Here is a 16505-nt window from a genome sequence, read left to right as displayed (position 1 = left end):
CCGCTAGCGCTGGATGGCTCGTGCTGGATAGCTAGTGCTAGGCGGCTAGGACCGTTCGGCGAGCATCGCCTCAATCGTCTGCGCTACACCGTCCTCATCGAAGGGTGGGCAGGTACGCCCCACCTTCGCAATGAGCGCCGGCTGACCCGACGCCATCGCGAAGCCCTCCCCCGCCCAGCAGAGCATCTCCGCGTCATTCGGCATGTCACCAAACGCCATCACCTCGTGCGCCTCAATGCCATGGCGTGCCGCGAACTTCTCCAGAATCCGCCCCTTATTCACGGTCTTAGAGCCCATCTCCACGAGCGGCTCACCGACCACGCCGCGGGTCACCGACACCAGCGAACCGACCGCCTGATGCACGCGCGCCTGCAGAATATCGGGGTCCATGCCGGGCACACGAATCAGGTACTTAATGACCGGGGTTGAGCCGATACGTTCGAGTGCTTCGGCGATTTTCGCCTCCACGACGCGGGCGCCCTCAAGCACCTCACCGCCGTCGTGCGGGCCCTGAATGTAGACGGTATCCACGGTTTCGAGGGTGTAGGTGGCGTCGGGGAACATGGGCTCCAGCAGCTCGTGGGCGCGGGCAATCACCGCAGGGTCTGCACCGTTGACTTCTTCCACCTCGTTCGCGCCCAGGTGGTACACCACCGCCCCGTTGGAGCAGATGGCGTAGGAGTCGAAGTCGGTCTGCTCGCGCAGGGGCGTGAGCCAGCGGCTCGGGCGGCCGGTGACGAAAACGATGTCGATTCCGGCGGCGCGGGCGGCCTCGAGGGCGCGCAAGGTCCGTGGGCGGAACCGGAAGTCGTGCCCGATGAGGGTGCCGTCCAGGTCGCTGGCGATGAGTTTAATCATGCAGATATGCCTTCAATGGTGGGGTGTATCGGTGCTGGTCAGTGTACGGTACTGGTCAGGGCGCGGGTCTGGTGAGACTGTGCCGGCGTGCCGCTATGCCGCTGTGCCGCCGGTTCCGCGTAGGTGACGGTCAGGAACGCGCGACCCAGGCCGTGGCCGAGCAGGTTAAAGTTCACGACGGCGGGGCTGGCGTTCTCGTCAATGTCGAGCTTCTCCACATCCACGGCGGTGACGCAGAAGATGTAGCGGTGCGGGCCGTGACCAGCCGGAGGGGCAGCACCCAGGAAGCCCGCCACACCGGCGTCGTTGCGGTGCGTCAGGGCGCCGGCGGGTGCATCCGCGCCAGTGTCAATGCTGGTCACGTTGGCGGGAATATTGGAGACAGTCCAGTGCCAGAAACCGCTGGGGACCGGCGCATCCGGGTCGAAGCAGGTCAGCACGAAGGACTTGGTACCCTCGGGGAATCCGCTCCAGGACAGCTGCGGGGAGCGGTCCTGACCGCCCGCCACGCCGAAGAGGGCGGAGCGCATCCATTCGGGGGCGGTGCCGCCGTCCTGAATGTCGGTGGAGGTCAGGGTGAATTCGGGCAGTTCGGGCAGGCCCGCGTAGGGTTCGCGGGGCAGGGGTGCGGTGCCGATGTTGGTCATGGTGCTCCTCAGCGTTGGGGTGCGGGTGGATATGGCGACGCCGGCGGACAGAGTGAGCTATCCGCCGGCGAGGCGTAGATTATTTAGCCGTTGAGTACGGCGGTCAGTTCTTCGCGGGTGGGCGGGTTAGCGCCCGCGCGGGAGACGGTGATGCCGGCTGCGGTTGCGGAGAAACGCAGCAGGTCGGCGATGTCTTCGGCGGTCAGTGCGGCGACCTTGGCGCGCGCCTCAGCACCGGCGATACCGCGGTCGAGCAGGCCCGCGATGAGCGCCGCCATGAGGGAGTCACCGGCGCCGACGGTGTCCGCAACCTCAACACGGTGTGCGGGCTGGCTGATGCCCTCGGGGTACTTCTTGGTGAAGGCGATGGGGCCGTCCTCGCCGCGAGTGATGACCATCAGCTCAGCGCCGAGGTCAAGCCAAGCGCGTGCGGTGTCGTCGAGGGAGCGGTCGGGGTAGAGCCACTGCAGGTCCTCGTCAGATGCCTTCACGACGGTGGAGAGGGACACGAACTTTTCAGCCCAAGCGCGGCCCTCGTCAACGTTGTGGATGAGGGTGGGGCGGCAGTTCGGGTCGTAGCTGAGCAGGGCGCTGTCGCGGGCTGCTTCGAAGGCTGCGGCGACCACGTGCGCGCCGGGTTCGAGCATGGCGGCGATGGAGCCGGTGTGCACTGCGTCGGAGGTGCGTGCCAGTTCGGTGAGCTTCTCGGCGACGGATTCGAGGGACCAGGTGATGTCGAATTCGTACTCTGCCGCGCCGTCGGCACCGATGGTTGCCTGGGCGACGGAGGTGCGTTCAGCACTGTGCTCGAAGGGCAGAGTTACCTGGGATGCTTCCAGGTGTGCGTCAATGCTCTTGCCGTAGGCGTCGGGGCCGTAGTGGCCGACGAAGTTGGTGGGGTGGCCGAGGCGGCGTGCGCCGACGGCTACGTTCATGGGCGATCCGCCGGGGTAGGCGCGGGTTTCTCCGTCGTGCTGGTGGACGACGTCTACGAGTGCTTCACCGATTACAGTCAACATGGTTTCAATTTTACCTATGTTTTCCCATGTCGTGGGGTGTGTTTTTGTGGGTATTTGAAGTGGTTTTACTTTTCCTTTTGAGGGCTTGTGTTGGCTTGCCGGGCGGGTGCAGGAACTGACTTTTACCTCTTCTGACTTTTAGCCCCAATATCACTAATTTTGAGGCTCTGAAGGGGTCCGCACGGGTTAGACTTAAACCGACGCCGGGTCTTAACGCCCGGCACGGTATTGACGCGACAGCACCGTCGCGCCTACCCTCCAACGACGAAGTTAGGAAGAAGGTCATACGTGACGACTGCAACCGCTACCTGGGTTAACCGTGAGGCTACCGCAGAGGAGCTGATCCCCCTCATCGGTAAGCTGCACCGCGAGAACGGCGTGGTGCTGAGCATTCACGGCCGCAGCCTGGTCAACAAGTCTGTCATTGAGTTGCTGAAGCTGCACGATTTCGTATCCCACATCGATGGTGCGCCCCTGAACCCCGCGCACTCCCTCGAGCTGGTTCGTGCTCTGACTGAGCTGAACCTGGGCGCTTGCTCGATTAACATTGCTGCCCTGCACAAGGCACACCACGAGGCGGGCTCCCCCGAGCTGTCCATGTGGCTGCCCGAGCAGCTGGGTTCCTCTGTGAACCACCAGGGTGACCAGCCGAAGGAGCAGGACGTTGTGCTGTACGGCTTCGGTCGTATTGGTCGCCTGCTGGCTCGTATTCTGCTGGAGCGTTCCTCCTCGCCGCTGGGTTCTGGTCTGAACCTGCGCGCTGTTGTGGTGCGTAAGAACGGTGATAAGGACCTGGTCAAGCGTGCATCCCTGCTGGAGCGCGACTCGGTTCACGGCCCCTTCAAGGGCGTTATTGAGGTGGACGAGGAGAACAGCACCATCATCGCTAACGGTGTTCCGGTTCGCTTCATTTACTCTTCGGACCCGACCACTGTCGACTACACCGAGTACGGCATCAACGACGCTCTGCTGGTGGACAACACCGGCCGCTGGCGCGACGTTCCGGGCCTCGAGCAGCACCTGAACCGCCCCGGTATTTCTCGTGTTCTGCTGACCGCTCCCGGTAAGGGCGACATGAAGAACATCGTGTTCGGCGTGAACGACAACGTCATCACCGATGAGGACAAGATCCTCTCCGCAGCATCCTGCACCACCAACGCAATCACTCCGGCGCTGAAGGTTCTGGATGACGCATACGGTGTTGAGCGCGGCCACGTTGAGACCGTTCACGCGTTCACCAACGATCAGAACCTGATCGATAACTTCCACAAGGGTGACCGCCGCGGCCGTTCCGCTGTGCTGAACATGGTCATTACCGAGACCGGTGCTGCTAAGGCTGTTTCGAAGGCTCTGCCGCAGCTGGAGGGCAAGCTGACCGGTAACGCTATCCGCGTTCCCACCCCGGATGTCTCCATGGCAATCCTGAACGTGAAGCTGACCAAGCCCGCAGGTTCCGCTGAGGAACTGAACGAGCTGTTCCGCCGCGAGTCCATTGACGGTGCTCTGCGCCGCCAGGTGGGCTACTCGGATTCCCCCGAGGCCGTTTCCACCGACTTCGTGGGCTCCCGCACCGCGGGTGTTGTGGACTCGCTGGCTACCGTGGTGACCGATGACTCCGCAATTGTCTACGTCTGGTACGACAACGAGTTCGGTTACTCCTGCCAGGTGATTCGCGTTCTGGAGCGTATGGGCGGCTACGACGTGCCCTCCTACCCCGCTAAGTAGGTCACCCCAGCTCATCTGACACACATATAACGAACCCACCGGTACATATAGCCATTTGGCTATATTGCCGGTGGGTTTGTTTATGAGGTTATATGCGCAAATAAGGGGTAAATTACGCCTTACGGCGGTACACCACACCCTGATGCGCCCGCAGCGTGAAGCTCGAGGGCACCGGGCGGTTTGCCGCATCCACCAAACCGGAGGGAACCTTCACGGTCACATCCTTCGAGCCGGTGTTCAGTGCCGCCCAGCCGTTCGTAAACGCGCGGGTCTGCGCGGTCTTCTGCGCGATAATGCCGCCGACCGGGTCCCCCAGATCATAGGAGAGCTCGGGGGCGTGCGGAATCTCGTCGTAGGCGTCGTGGTGGGTTGCGCTGATGCCGGTGAAGGCGCCTCCGCCGAACACCCAGAAGCCCGCCAAACCGTAGAGGAAGTTCTCATCCGTGCCGGTAATCGGAGCCTTGCGGTCACTAAGCGGGGTGCGCAGAATCGTCACCTTCTTCTGCGAGGCGGCACTGCGGCCACCCAGGCCCGCAAAAGTAGCGCCCAGGTTGACGTCACCCGCCGAGCCGTTCGCAATCTCACGGCCCTGCATCACGGCATACGGCGAGGTCAGGTAATCGTTCGGACCCCAGCCGAGCCACACCTCCTCAAAGCCGCCACCGTAGGCGCTGTGACGCTCCCACTTGCCCCAGCGCAGACGCGCTTCAGCAATATTGGGCACCAGAATCTTGCCGATCTTATTCAGCTCAATACCGGCGTAAGCAACCAGAAAATCCAGGTGCTCACGGATCTTCGTCATGGACTCCACGCCCTGGATGGGCAGGTCCAGACCGTAGTAGTCGTTCTCCACGTCGTTATCCGCCATGACCCCGTCGAAGGGTGAGTCGCGCATTTCGCGCACCACAGCGTCCACCCAGTGCCAGCGGTAGTCGGCGTTCCACACCTGCATCTGGAAGTGCTTGGAGTAGCCCTTCCACTCGATGCGGTCACCGTTGAGGCGGTGGGCGAAGAAATCCTTACCGGAGTTCGCCATGGACTGCGCCAGCGGGTAAGACACACCCGAGGAATAAATCGGGCCGGGCTCATAGGAGCGGGTGGAAGACAGGCACTTATACGCCAGTACCACCATTTGAGGTGCACGCTTCTTCAGGTAGCGTGCTGCGTCCAGTTCCCAGGGCTGCAGGATTGCGACAGAGTAGTTCTTGACCGCAAAATCGAGCTGCTGCTGGGTAATGGGCTTACCGCCGTAGCGGACCCAGGCACCAAATTTGCCGGGTCCGCCCAAGCGGGTGAGTTTATTCGCCATCGTACTCCGGGTCGAATTCGGGGGCGCGAGGGGGCAGCTTGCCCAGCTCGCGGTAGATCGTGTTGTAGCGGTCCATGACCAGTCGCAGCTGGAAGAAGCTGACGATACGGTCGTAGGCGTTCACACAGTAGCGTTCGTAGATGCTGGGCTCCTCCATGAGGGTGCGCAGCGCCGCCGCGAAGCCGTGAATATCGCCGGGGATGGTCAAGATACCGCAGTTACCGATTTCGTGGCCGTCGGGGGCGACCAGCACATCGTCGATGAGCTGGGACATACCGCCCACGTCGGTGCTGACCAGCGGGATGGACGCAGCCATCGCCTCGAGCGCCACAATCGGCTGACCCTCATTGTAGCTGGGCATGAGCAGCAGGTCGAAGCGGTCGAGCATCGCACGCACGTTCACGGTGCCGTGGAAGGTGATGTACTCGCCCATGTTGAGCTCTTCGATGGTGCGCAGGCACAGTTCGTAGTACTCGGGCAGGTGGTCCTTGGGGCCGAGCACGTCCAGGTGGAAGTTCACCAGACCCTGATCACGTAGCACCGCGAGGGAGCGAATCAGGTCGGTCAGGCCCTTAATAGGCACCACGCGGGCGATGAACACGAAGCGCCACACGTGGCCGCGGCCCTCAGCGAGGATGCGGGCACGCGCCGACTGGCGGGCGTAGTAGGCTTCCGCCACGGACTCGATGAGCATACCGTTGGGCAGAATGATTGCGCGGTCCTTCTCGCCCGCGTTCATCTGGTCGATGGGCGCACCAATACCGCGTGCCTCTTCCAGTGCCTTGGGGTACAGGTAGGTTGCCATGTCGGCGCTGGGGTAGCAGAAGCGTCCCATTTCGACGAACCAGACGGACCAGGCACGCTCGTCGAGGGTGACCGGGCCCAGGCCGGGGTGCTCACGCTCCTCGTTGAGGAAGGCGTAGTCGGTGGTGACGGGCTTCGCCATGTTGCGTTCGAGCTTGGTGTTCACGGTGTCGCGAATGTACAGGTTGTGCTCGGTCAGCAGGAAGCTGGTGCCGTGGTCACGTGCGGCTGCGGCGGCGATGAGTGCCGCGTACCCGGTGGTGTGGGCGTGGTAGACGCGGGCGTGCGGCATCCGCTCGTGCAGGATCGCAAAGAGGATGGAGACGAAGTCGCGCACCTTCCAGAAGAGCTCACCGAAGGGCACCTCGGAGAAGAAGCCCAGACCCGCAATCGCCTGCATGAACTCGCGGGTTCCGAAGAGGCCGAAGAGGTTGTAGCTGCGGGTTGCGGGGTTGATGCCCTCGTCGTAGAGCTTCCAGAGGGGGTTCACGTCGCCGGCGATGAGGGCGCTGAATCCGTCCATGAGGCGCTGGGTGAGCGCCTGACGCTCCGCAAAGTTCATGCGCAGTGCGGAGGGGTCGCAGGCTTCCGCGAAGGCGTCGCGGTTGACTTCCAGGCTCAGGTACAGCACCTTGACCCACTTGACGTTCTCGGGCATGCCGTAGAGGTCTTCGTGGGGGGAGTTCTTATCCCAGGCGATGTGAATAATGCCGTAGGTCAGATCCGGGTTTTCGCAGACGATATCGTGCACCACCGCGGACACCCCACCCTTGAGGTAGGGGTAGGTGGATTCCATGATGATGGCGACGTCAACGTCCGGGTATTCGGGGTCGCTGTAGTGGGGGCCGGGAGCCGGAAGCTGCAGCGGCGCGTAGTGGTTTCGGTACATCTGTTCAGTCATTGTCGTGTGTATCTTTCGCGGACCGTGCGGTTCTTACCAGGCGAGGGCTCGACGCCAGAAGAGGGAGTACTCGGGTGCAGCCCACGCCTGACGGTAGACGCGGTAGCATGCGAAGGCGAGCACTGTCTCGCCCACGATGATGGGCAGGTAGCCGGTCTCGTTGGGCAGGATCATGAAGGAGATGAAGAGCAGCACCAGGTGCGCTGCGGAGAGCAGCTGCACGGTGACGTACATGGTCATGTACTCGATCTGGTAAATCAGCAGTGCCACTGCAACGAAGAGGAACGCCACGACCAGGCCGGAGAGCGCCAGCGGGTAGGACTGCGGCAGGAAGATGAACATCAGGATGCCGGTGACAATAGCGCTGGCGATGTAAATCAGCAGGGAGTTACGGATAGCGTGGTTGGAGGTGCGCAGAGCCTTCGAGGACTCCTCCTGAACACCCTTGTAGGGCAGGCGGTCGAAGATGGTCCACAGGTGCTGGATGCTTGCGTTGACGCGGTCTGCCTCCACCACGAAGAAGTAGTTGTAGGCGATAACGCAGGGGATCAGGCTCAGGTAGATTGCCACGACGTTGATTTCACCGCCGGTGACCAGGAAGAGCATGTACTTATCAGCCCAGATGATGGAGCCGGTGAAGAAGCCGCGCAGGGCGTCGAGCGCAATGTCCTTGAGCGGGATGCGCGCGAAGTGCAGCAGGTGCACCAGGTCCTTACCGAGGCTCACAAGCAGGATGAGCGAACCAACCAGCGGCGGCAGGAACCAGATGACGGGATAGCAGTACAAGGCAAGAGTGTAGCCAAGCCACGCGATGAACCAGATGATGCGGTTCTTCGCGAGGTTCGGGATGACCAGCAGCTGCGCGAACGCAATGTTGAGAACGCCCAGGACGAAGAACGCACCGAATGCAGTCGGGCTCCAGTGAAGAACGAGGGCGACCGGAATTGCGAAGAGCAGCACCAGCGGCATGGTCATGAAGAAGAGATAGAGCCAGTTGCGGGTGAACGCGGTCAGGTCGGTAATGTCCTGGAACTGCGGCTCGGACATGCGTGCGCGTACGGCTCGTGCTTCGGCACGCTTGAGCTGGTGCTCAAGGGTTTCAGCGTGAATACGCAGGCCTTCGCGGGCGTCCGCAATCTTCTTGTGCTCCATCTGGATAGCACGGTAAAGGGGCAGGCAGGCTGCCTGGCTGAGCCAAGGAACGGTAATGGACGCCGCCAGAATCACCTGGATCAGGGGTACACCATCAAGGTTGTACCGGTTAATGGTCGGGGTGACCATGGGGAAGACGGTGGTCAGCAGCGCGACCGGGGAAACGTAAAGCAGAAAGTTAATGAGGAGGCGCCAGGCGGTGGTGGTTTTTTCCTCGGTACCGTGGTTGGTAGACAATCTTGCAGACTTTCAGTCGATAATCGTAAAGATTAGGGGCAGTGTGTTTGAACAGCACCGTGTGACGCGCCAGGGGGGAAGACTCGTCGTACCGAGAAGTGCCGGGTCCCCATGGTTTGCGCTGATGCCGCCGTGAATCAATATACGGCATATATCAACTAAAACCTTTGGTTTCCTTAACCCTCTACTTGATATTTGGAGGGATTTAGGACACACCCACATAATGCGCGTCACACAAGAATGCAAAACATCTAGTGAGAGCAATATTCTATGCAATATACGCGGGGTGCAACAACCTTGATTTGGGTGCTCCACGCGAGGTGCTGACGCGCTGGCACACCGGCACAAGGTTCACCCAACCAAGGATCCCCCGCACTACCTGCGCACGCACCATGTGTCCCTGCGCAAAAGCATCCCGGCCCCTCCCACAGGGAGGGAACCGGGATGCTCTAAGCGACCCTAACGGGCCTTAGCTATTTAGGATGCGCTCGAGAGAGTACGCAGTGCCACAGACACTACAGCCAAGCGCGGGTGACCGGATGCGTCGGGAGCAGCTTCGCGGATCTCCTTCAGGACGCGGTCGATGTTGCCGACGCGGGTCGGGTGGTCCTCAACCCAGGTGTCCAGAGCCTGCTGTGCACCTTCCACAGTGGAGAAGTCGCCCTTGGCGCCCTCTGCCACGGACAGTGCCAGCTCTGCTGCGGTCTCGTAGAGGCTGCCGCGCAGTGCCTGACGTGCCAGGATCTCCCAGCGGTCGTTGCGAGGCAGGTCGGAGATGAGGCCGAGCAGCTCGTCCACCTTGAAGCGGTTGTAGGTTGCGAAGTAGACCGGTGCCAGCGAGGTTGCCTCGAAGTCGTGGTCGCGTGCCGCACGGATGACGTCCAGCAGGGCGTAGCCCTCGAAGCCGCGAATCCAGATGACGATGAGTTCCTCGGGCAGGCCCCATGCCTCGCCTGCGTCGCGCTTTGCACGAACACGGTCGCGGGAGATGCCGGAGAGGTACTCGGGCAGGTTACGGCGCATCTCGACGACGGAACCGAAGGTCTCCAGCAGCTCAGAGATGCTGGTGCCAGCGACCACGCCACGCTCGGTGATGAACCAGCGGACTGCACGGTCCAGAACACGCTGGTTGTCGCGCAGGACGGTGAACCATGCATCCAGCGGGGTCTTCGGGGGCAGTTCGCGGTGCAGCTTAGCTGCGGTGCCCAGCTCGAAGAGCTCGCGAGCGACGATGAAGGCGCGTGCGACGGAATCGATACCGACGTTGAACTCCTCCATCACGCGGTATGCGAAGGTGATACCGCCGATGTTGACCAGCTCGTTAGCGACGCGGGTGCAGATGATTTCCTTACGCAGCGGGTGCGAATCCAGGTGCTGACCGAAGCGCTCGACCAGTGCTGCCGGGAAGTAGCTGCGCAGAACGCCTTCCAGGTAGGGGTCGTCCGCGAAGTCGGTCTGCTCCAGTGCGTGAGTAAGGTAAATCTTCACGTACGCAGCCAGGACGGACAGCTCGGGGCGGGTCAGACGATCGCCGGTGTTCTCCAGGCGTGCATCCAGCTCCTCGTCGGTGGGCAGGAACTCAACGGCGCGGTTCAGGCCGGCGCGCTCTTCCAGGTCGCGCATGAGGCGCTTGTACAGGTTGATGCCCAGGAAGGAACCGTGGAACTCACCCTGCAGCAGCACATTCTGCTCAACGTTGGTCTCGAGGACCTTGCCGCCGACCTCATCCTGCAGGGACTCGATGAAGGAAGCACGCTCTTCGCTGGACAGCTCGCCGTGTGCCACGAGGCGGTCCACCAGAATCTTGATGTTGACCTCGCGGTCACTGGTTTCCACACCTGCGGAGTTGTCGATTGCGTCGGTGTTGAGGATGACACCGTTGCGTGCAGCCTCAATACGACCCAGCTGGGTGAAGCCGAGGTTACCGCCCTCGCCAACAATCTTGGCGCGCAGGTCCTTGCCGTCGACGCGCAGTGCGTCGTTAGCCTTGTCGCCCACCTGTGCGTTGGTCTCGGTGGATGCCTTCACGTAGGTACCGATACCGCCGTTGTAGATCAGGTCGACCGGTGCCTTGAGGATTGCGGAAATCAGCTCGGTCGGTGCCAGCTCGGTGACGGACTCGTCCAGGCCCAGAACCTCGCGCACCTCGGGGGTGATCTCGATGGACTTCAGGCCGCGAGAGTACACGCCACCACCGGCGGAAATCAGGTCGCGGTTGTAGTCCTGCCAGGAGGAACGGGGCAGGTTGTACAGGCGCTGACGCTCGTCGAAGGACACTGCCGCGTTCGGTTTCGGGTCCAGGAAGATGTCGCGGTGGTCGAATGCTGCGACCAGGCGGGTTGCCTTGGAGCGGAGCAGACCGTTACCGAACACGTCACCGGACATGTCGCCAATGCCGACTGCGGTGAACTCTTCGGTCTGAGCGTCGTGGCCCAGCTCAGCGAAGTGACGCTTGACGGACTCCCATGCACCACGTGCGGTGATGCCCATTGCCTTGTGGTCGTAGCCGACGGAGCCGCCGGATGCGAAGGCGTCGCCCAGCCAGAAGCCGCGCTCCAGGCTGATTGCGTTTGCGGTGTCGGAGAATGCTGCGGTGCCCTTATCCGCTGCAACGACCAGGTAGTAGTCGTCAGCGTCGCGTGCCACAACACCCTCGGGGCGGACAACGGTCTCGGAGCCGTCGGTGCCCACCGCAAGGTTGTCGGTGACGTCCAGCAGGGAGCCGATGAAGACCTTGTAGGACTCGCGACCCTCGGTGATCCATGCGTCACGATCCACTGCGGGGTCGGGCAGCTGCTTGGGGTAGAAGCCACCCTTCGCGCCGGTGGGGATAATGACGGCGTTCTTCACCATCTGTGCCTTGACCAGGCCGAGCACCTCGGTGCGGAAGTCGTCGCGGCGGTCCGACCAGCGCAGGCCACCACGTGCGACGCTACCGAAGCGCAGGTGAACACCCTCAACGCGCGGGGAGTAGACGAAAATCTCGAACTTGGGGCGGGGCAGGGGTGCGAAGTCAATCTCCTGCGGTGCCACCTTGAACGCGAGTGCGGGGCGGTCAGCAAGGTATGCGTTGGTGCGCAGGATAGCGCGGATGACCTTGCCGAGGGAACGCAGGTAGCGGTCAGCGTCCAGGGTGGGGATCTGGTTCAGTTCCTCAACCAGGGCTGCTTCGATTTCGTCACGGCGTGCGTTGCGCTGCTCATCGTTGAGACCGTTGTTCGGGTCGAAGCTGACCTCGAAGAACTCGACCAGGTGCTTGGTGATGGCCGGGTTTGCGAGCAGGGTGTTCGACATGAAGGACGGGGTGTAGCCCAGGCCCAGCTGAATCAGGTAGTGGTTCAGGGCACGGAACAGACGTACTTCCTGCCAGGTCAGGCCCTCAGCCAGGATCAGGCGGTCCAGGGTATCGGACTCGCGCTCACCGAGCAGGTAGGCGTTCAGGGCATCCTCGTACAGGGAAGCCACAGCGTTTGCGTCCACGCCCTCGGGGAATTCAACTCCGAAGTCGTAGAGGTAGCCGTAGTCTTCGCCATCCTCAGGCTTGAACTCGTAAGGCTTCTGATCAACAACGACCAGACCCATATTCTGCATAACCGGCAGCAGCTCGGTGAGGGTGTGAGGTGCGGACAGGTAGGTCTTCAGTCGGGTGGTGTTGGCTTCGCCGGCTTCAACCTTGATTGCGGCGGGCTTCTGGCCCGAGAGAGATTCAAGAATCACGATATCCTCGATTGCTTGTTCTACTGTGTAATCGGCTCGGTAGGCTGCACTAGTCGCATCTGCCCAGGCTGATGCGAGTCGGCGGCCTGCCGCTCCGGGTTTCCATGCCTCAATAGCAGCTGCGGTTGCTTCCACCCAGGAGCGGGCGGCTTCTTGCAGTCGCTTTTCGAGAGCTTGATGATCCGTCTTCGGCACATCATTGGGGTTGGTGAGCCGAATGCGGAAAAATAGACGCGCCAGCGATGAGGAGGACAGGTACACCTCATGGTCGATGGCACTAAAATCAAATTCCTGTTGGAACACCCGCTGAATACGGGAGCACACGTTCGTGTTGTAACGATCCCGAGGCAGGTACACCACGGCGGAAATAAACCGGTTGAACTGGTCGGCGCGCAGGAACAGGCGGGTCTTGCGGCGCTCCTCCAGGCCCATGATGCCGCCGAACGTATCGGTCAGGTCATTAGCGGAAGCGTGCAACAGCTCCAGGCGCGGGTAATCTTCCAAGGCACCCAGAAGCGCCTTGTCAGAGTAAGAACCGGGGTGGTAGCCGAGGCGGCGGCGCACCATCGCGATACGCTCACGCACCAGCGGAGTCTCAATAGCGGGCAGTGCGTACGACTGACGGGTGAACAGACCCAGAATGACGTACTCACCAATCACGCGGCCGTTCAGGTCGAAGCGGCGCACACCAATGTAGTCCAGGTAGTCGTTCCGTGCGACGGTGGAGCGGGAATTCGCCTTCGTGATGTACAGGGGGCGCGGGAACAGGGCACGCTCCAGGGTCTCGCCCGAAAGGGGGATGCGGCTCTTACCCTCCGTGGTGCGCAGAATACCGAGCGCCGAACCGGGGCGGTCCACCAGGGAAATAGTGCCGGAGGTGCCGTCCAGCACGCGCTCCTTCACACCCATGAACACGAAGTTGCCGCGGGTCAGCCAGCGCAGGAAGTCCTGTGCCACCTCCACGCGGGAGGCGGGCTCCACACCGCGCGGGTGGGCAGCGTAGGACTCTTCACCGTGGCCCAGGGTTGCGCCGCGCAGGTCATACATGGACTGCGCCAGGTCGAAAACGCGGGTGACCATAGCGTCCAGGTCGGTATGGCAGGCGCGAACGTCAGCGAGGACGCGCTCAACTTCCTTCTCGCAGCGGCGCTGATCTTCCTCAGTGAGGTAGCGGGTCAGGCGAACCGCAATCCAGGATTCAATAGCGACAGTGGTACCCGCCGGGGCGTTCTCGCTGAGCTTGAGGGAGGGCACGCCAAGAGTGGCGGTATCGCCACTGGCGAGGTTGCCGCGCATGCCAGTGCCGCGCAGGCTCAGGAGGGTACCGTCCGGGCCGCGTTCAGCGAGGAAGGTAGGGTGAAGAATGGTGACGAAACCACCAAAGTGCGCGGCAAGGCATGCGGTCAGGGAGCTGACGATGTGCGGCATGTCGTCGGTCGCGACGTACAAGGTGGTGTTGTACTCGTCGTTGCGTGCGGCAACGACAGGGGTCTTGGGCAGGCGGATTTGAGCCAGCGCACGGTGGGTGCGAGCCAAATCCTCTAACTCTGCCGGGGTGAACTCTTCACGCTCATCTTCGGGGCTGTTCAGGAAATACTGCTCGACCCATGCATCGGCGCCAGCGAAGTGTGCCATAGCCTTGTCAGTCATTGACAATCTATCCTCCGAATATCGGTATCACTTCACTGTGACGGTGTCTGTGTGGTCTCATGTGCGCGCCGTGGCGCGCGAGCACTTATACCAAGCTTATACCTTTGAGGTGTTTCTGTCAGACATATCGCTCTTGTGGGCGTAGAAATTATTTTTATCTTCTTCCCAAATCCAGCGCGCATTTGGTACGGGTTCAAGAAAGTAGGTGCATCTTGAGGGGTGGACACGTACAGTGAAACTATGAGTTTGCGTACTGAATCTTTCCTGGTGGGTCTCATTGGTGACGGCATCACCTCCTCACTGACCCCTCCCATGCACGAGGCGGAGGCGGACGCGCACGGGGTGCGCTACCTGTACCGCCCCGTCGACCTGGACGCCCTGAACCTGGACGGCGCCTCCGCCCCAGCGCTTCTGGATGCGGCGGCACTGCTCGGTTTTAACGCTTTCAACATCACGCACCCGTGCAAGCAGTCCGTCATGGAGCACCTGCACGAGCTCTCGGATGCGGCACGCGCCCTGGGCGCGGTCAATTGCGTGGTGATTCGCGAGGACGGCAGCTTCTACGGCGACAACACGGACTATTCGGGGTTCATCGCGGGGCTGAAGCGCGGCCTGCCGCAGGTGGCGGAGGATCCGGCTCGCATGGAGCACGTGGTGCAGCTAGGTGCCGGCGGTGCCGGTAGCGCCACGGCGTACGCGCTGTGCCGCCTGGGGGTGCACCACCTGAGCCTCTTCGAGCGTGACGCGGCGAAGGCGCAGGGGCTGGCGGAGCAGCTGGGTGGGCTCTTCCCCCAGACCCGAATCGAGGTACTAACCGAGGATGAGCGCCTCATTGAAGCTCTACTGGAAGCTCAGGGTTTGGTGAATGCGACCCCGGTGGGTATGCACGTGCATCCGGGTATGCCGTTGAGCGATTCGGCGCTGAGCGCCGGGGTGCTGCGCGAGGGCCTGTGGGTTGCGGACGTCATCTACCTGCCGCAGGAAACACAGCTGGTACAGGTAGCGCGTGCCGCCGGGTGCGAGGTGCTAACGGGCGGCTACATGGCGGTCGGTCAGGCGGTGGATGCCTTCCGCCTCTTCACCGAGTTAGAACCAAATGCAGAGCGCATGGCAGCTCATTTTGAGGCGCTGATTGCGGCACAGCAAGGGGTTTAGAAAATTAAACACGGAGGTGGGGCTGGATAGCTAACTATCCAGCCCCACCTGCTTTTATTCTATATACGGAATATATTCTGTGGGCTATGCATCCAGCTCATCCAGGGTCTTTTTGTAACCCTCACGAGCCGTCAGCGCACCCAACGCCACGAGCACGCACATGGCAACCGTGAACACGGCGGGCAGCACTGCATTATGCAGGTCAGCACCGGCGAGGCTCGTCGCCACGGCGGGGGCGACGCCTCCAGAAATCGCGAAGCCAATCTGGGTACCGAGCGCCAGGCCGGTCACGCGCACGCGGGTCGGGAACATCTCCGCGTAGAAGGCGGGCCACACGCCGTTCGCCATGGAGTAGAGCGCACCGTGCATGAGCACGCCGTAGGCGAAGATACCAACCCAGTTACCCTCGGCAATCGCGCCGAGGTACGGGAACATCACTAGGGAAGAAGCCACCGCACCGGTAATGAAAACGGGCTTGCGGCCAATCTTATCGGCGAGCATGGCGGCAAGCGGAATCGCAATCAGGCCGAGAGTATTCGAGGCGACCGGCACCAGCAGCATGGTGCTGCGGTCAAGGCCGTAACCCTTGGTGGCGAAGGAAAGCGCGAAGGTCGTGAAGACCATGTTCACGGTGTTGACCATGGCGCACACGGCAATGGTGAGCACGGCGCGCTTGTAGTGCTTGAAGACCAGCATGAGCGGGGATTCGGTGAGCTTTTCGCGCTGCAGGTAGGCGGGCGGCTCGGAGAGGGAGCGGCGAATCAGCCAGGCGGTCACCACCACGAAGGCGGAGAGCCAGAAGGGTACGCGCCAGCCCCAGCTGAGCAGCTGCTCGTCCGGCAGGGCGGCAAAGGGAATGAACACGGCGGTCGCCAGTAGCGAGCCGAACTGGGTGCCTTGCAGGGTCCAGCTGGTCGTGAAGGCGCGCTGATGCTCGTTGGCGTGCTCCAGGGAGATGGAGATGGAGCTTGCCTGCTCACCGGCGGCGGAGAGGCCCTGAATCATGCGGCAGATGACCAGCAGGGTGGGGGCGAGGATACCCGCCTCGCTGTAGGTCGGCAGGCAACCGATTGCGAAGGTGGCAAAGCCCATCAGGAAGAGCGTGAGCATCAGGACGAATCGGCGGCCGTAGCGGTCACCGAGGGGTCCAACGATCATGGCGCCGAAGGGACGCACAACGTAGGCGACGCCCACAACCACCATGGACTTGAGGATGCCGATGGCGGCGGTGTCTTCGGGGAAGAAGATGCGGTTGAGCACGATTGCGGCGGCGGTGCCGTAGACGGCGAAGTCGTAGTATTCGAGGGCGGAGCCTATCCAGCTGGCGAGGG

Annotated in this window: 10 protein-coding genes; 2 read left to right on the top strand and 8 right to left on the bottom strand. The window is 62.0% G+C overall.

Annotated elements, in window-relative coordinates; translation table 11 throughout:
• Window positions 1-45 precede the first annotated feature (45 nt).
• The 3 genes from HMPREF3055_RS03980 to HMPREF3055_RS03970 form a co-directional block, all read right to left on the bottom strand.
• A complete protein-coding gene (locus HMPREF3055_RS03980) occupies window positions 46-858 on the bottom strand; it encodes an HAD-IIB family hydrolase (protein ID WP_070738111.1) in 813 nt (270 codons plus the stop codon).
• Window positions 859-896: 38 nt separating this feature from the next.
• Window positions 897-1505, bottom strand: a complete 609-nt coding sequence (locus tag HMPREF3055_RS03975) for a YbhB/YbcL family Raf kinase inhibitor-like protein (protein WP_246826892.1) — start codon at window positions 1503-1505, stop codon at window positions 897-899.
• An 83-nt stretch (window positions 1506-1588) separates the two neighbouring features.
• Window positions 1589-2524: a carbohydrate kinase family protein gene (locus HMPREF3055_RS03970; protein ID WP_049350229.1), complete on the bottom strand. Its 936-nt coding sequence runs from the start codon at window positions 2522-2524 to the stop codon at window positions 1589-1591.
• A 288-nt stretch (window positions 2525-2812) separates the two neighbouring features.
• Here HMPREF3055_RS03970 and HMPREF3055_RS03965 point away from each other — a divergent pair, with 288 nt between their 5' ends.
• Window positions 2813-4249 carry a glyceraldehyde-3-phosphate dehydrogenase gene (locus HMPREF3055_RS03965; protein WP_070738108.1) on the top strand — a complete coding sequence of 479 codons (1437 nt, stop codon included), beginning with the start codon at window positions 2813-2815 and terminating at the stop codon, window positions 4247-4249.
• A 112-nt stretch (window positions 4250-4361) separates the two neighbouring features.
• Here HMPREF3055_RS03965 and HMPREF3055_RS03960 read toward each other — a convergent pair whose 3' ends face one another.
• From HMPREF3055_RS03960 to HMPREF3055_RS03945, 4 genes are all read right to left on the bottom strand, one after another.
• A complete protein-coding gene (locus HMPREF3055_RS03960; protein ID WP_070738106.1) occupies window positions 4362-5558 on the bottom strand; it encodes a putative glycoside hydrolase family 15 protein in 1197 nt (398 codons plus the stop codon).
• Window positions 5548-7263 (bottom strand): GT4 family glycosyltransferase PelF, encoded by a 1716-nt coding sequence (pelF, locus tag HMPREF3055_RS03955; RefSeq protein ID WP_049326812.1) that lies wholly within the window; start codon window positions 7261-7263, stop codon window positions 5548-5550. Before pelF ends, HMPREF3055_RS03960 begins: the two co-directional genes overlap by 11 nt.
• Before the next feature lie 33 nt (window positions 7264-7296).
• Window positions 7297-8652, bottom strand: a complete 1356-nt coding sequence (locus HMPREF3055_RS03950; RefSeq protein WP_070738103.1) for a hypothetical protein — start codon at window positions 8650-8652, stop codon at window positions 7297-7299.
• A gap of 477 nt (window positions 8653-9129) precedes the next feature.
• On the bottom strand, window positions 9130-14019 hold the full coding sequence (locus HMPREF3055_RS03945) for an NAD-glutamate dehydrogenase (RefSeq protein ID WP_070738100.1): 4890 nt from the start codon (window positions 14017-14019) through the stop codon (window positions 9130-9132).
• 240 nt (window positions 14020-14259) lie between these two features.
• On the opposite strand from HMPREF3055_RS03945, the gene HMPREF3055_RS03940 reads away from it, so the two are divergent.
• The gene (locus HMPREF3055_RS03940; RefSeq protein ID WP_070738098.1) at window positions 14260-15174 is read left to right on the top strand and encodes a shikimate dehydrogenase; all 915 of its coding nucleotides are present in this window, start codon (window positions 14260-14262) and stop codon (window positions 15172-15174) included.
• 84 nt (window positions 15175-15258) lie between these two features.
• On the opposite strand, the gene HMPREF3055_RS03935 is transcribed toward HMPREF3055_RS03940, so the two are convergent.
• A partial coding sequence (locus HMPREF3055_RS03935; protein ID WP_070738096.1) for an MFS transporter occupies window positions 15259-16505 on the bottom strand: 1247 nt, incomplete at its 5' end.

This window comes from Rothia sp. HMSC061C12, from assembly GCF_001815755.1.
Classification (GTDB): domain Bacteria; phylum Actinomycetota; class Actinomycetes; order Actinomycetales; family Micrococcaceae; genus Rothia; species Rothia mucilaginosa.
This window is presented reverse-complemented; position numbering and strand designations above follow the sequence as displayed.

Coding starts and splice junctions, on each gene's coding strand:
- HMPREF3055_RS03970 (WP_049350229.1), bottom strand. CDS start 2,524: ATGTTGACTGTAATCGGTGAAGCACTCGTAGACGTCGTCCACCAGCAC.
- HMPREF3055_RS03945 (WP_070738100.1), bottom strand. CDS start 14,019: ATGACTGACAAGGCTATGGCACACTTCGCTGGCGCCGATGCATGGGTC.
- HMPREF3055_RS03960 (WP_070738106.1), bottom strand. CDS start 5,558: ATGGCGAATAAACTCACCCGCTTGGGCGGACCCGGCAAATTTGGTGCC.
- HMPREF3055_RS03975 (WP_246826892.1), bottom strand. CDS start 1,505: ATGACCAACATCGGCACCGCACCCCTGCCCCGCGAACCCTACGCGGGC.
- pelF (WP_049326812.1), bottom strand. CDS start 7,263: ATGACTGAACAGATGTACCGAAACCACTACGCGCCGCTGCAGCTTCCG.
- HMPREF3055_RS03940 (WP_070738098.1), top strand. CDS start 14,260: ATGAGTTTGCGTACTGAATCTTTCCTGGTGGGTCTCATTGGTGACGGC.
- HMPREF3055_RS03980 (WP_070738111.1), bottom strand. CDS start 858: ATGATTAAACTCATCGCCAGCGACCTGGACGGCACCCTCATCGGGCAC.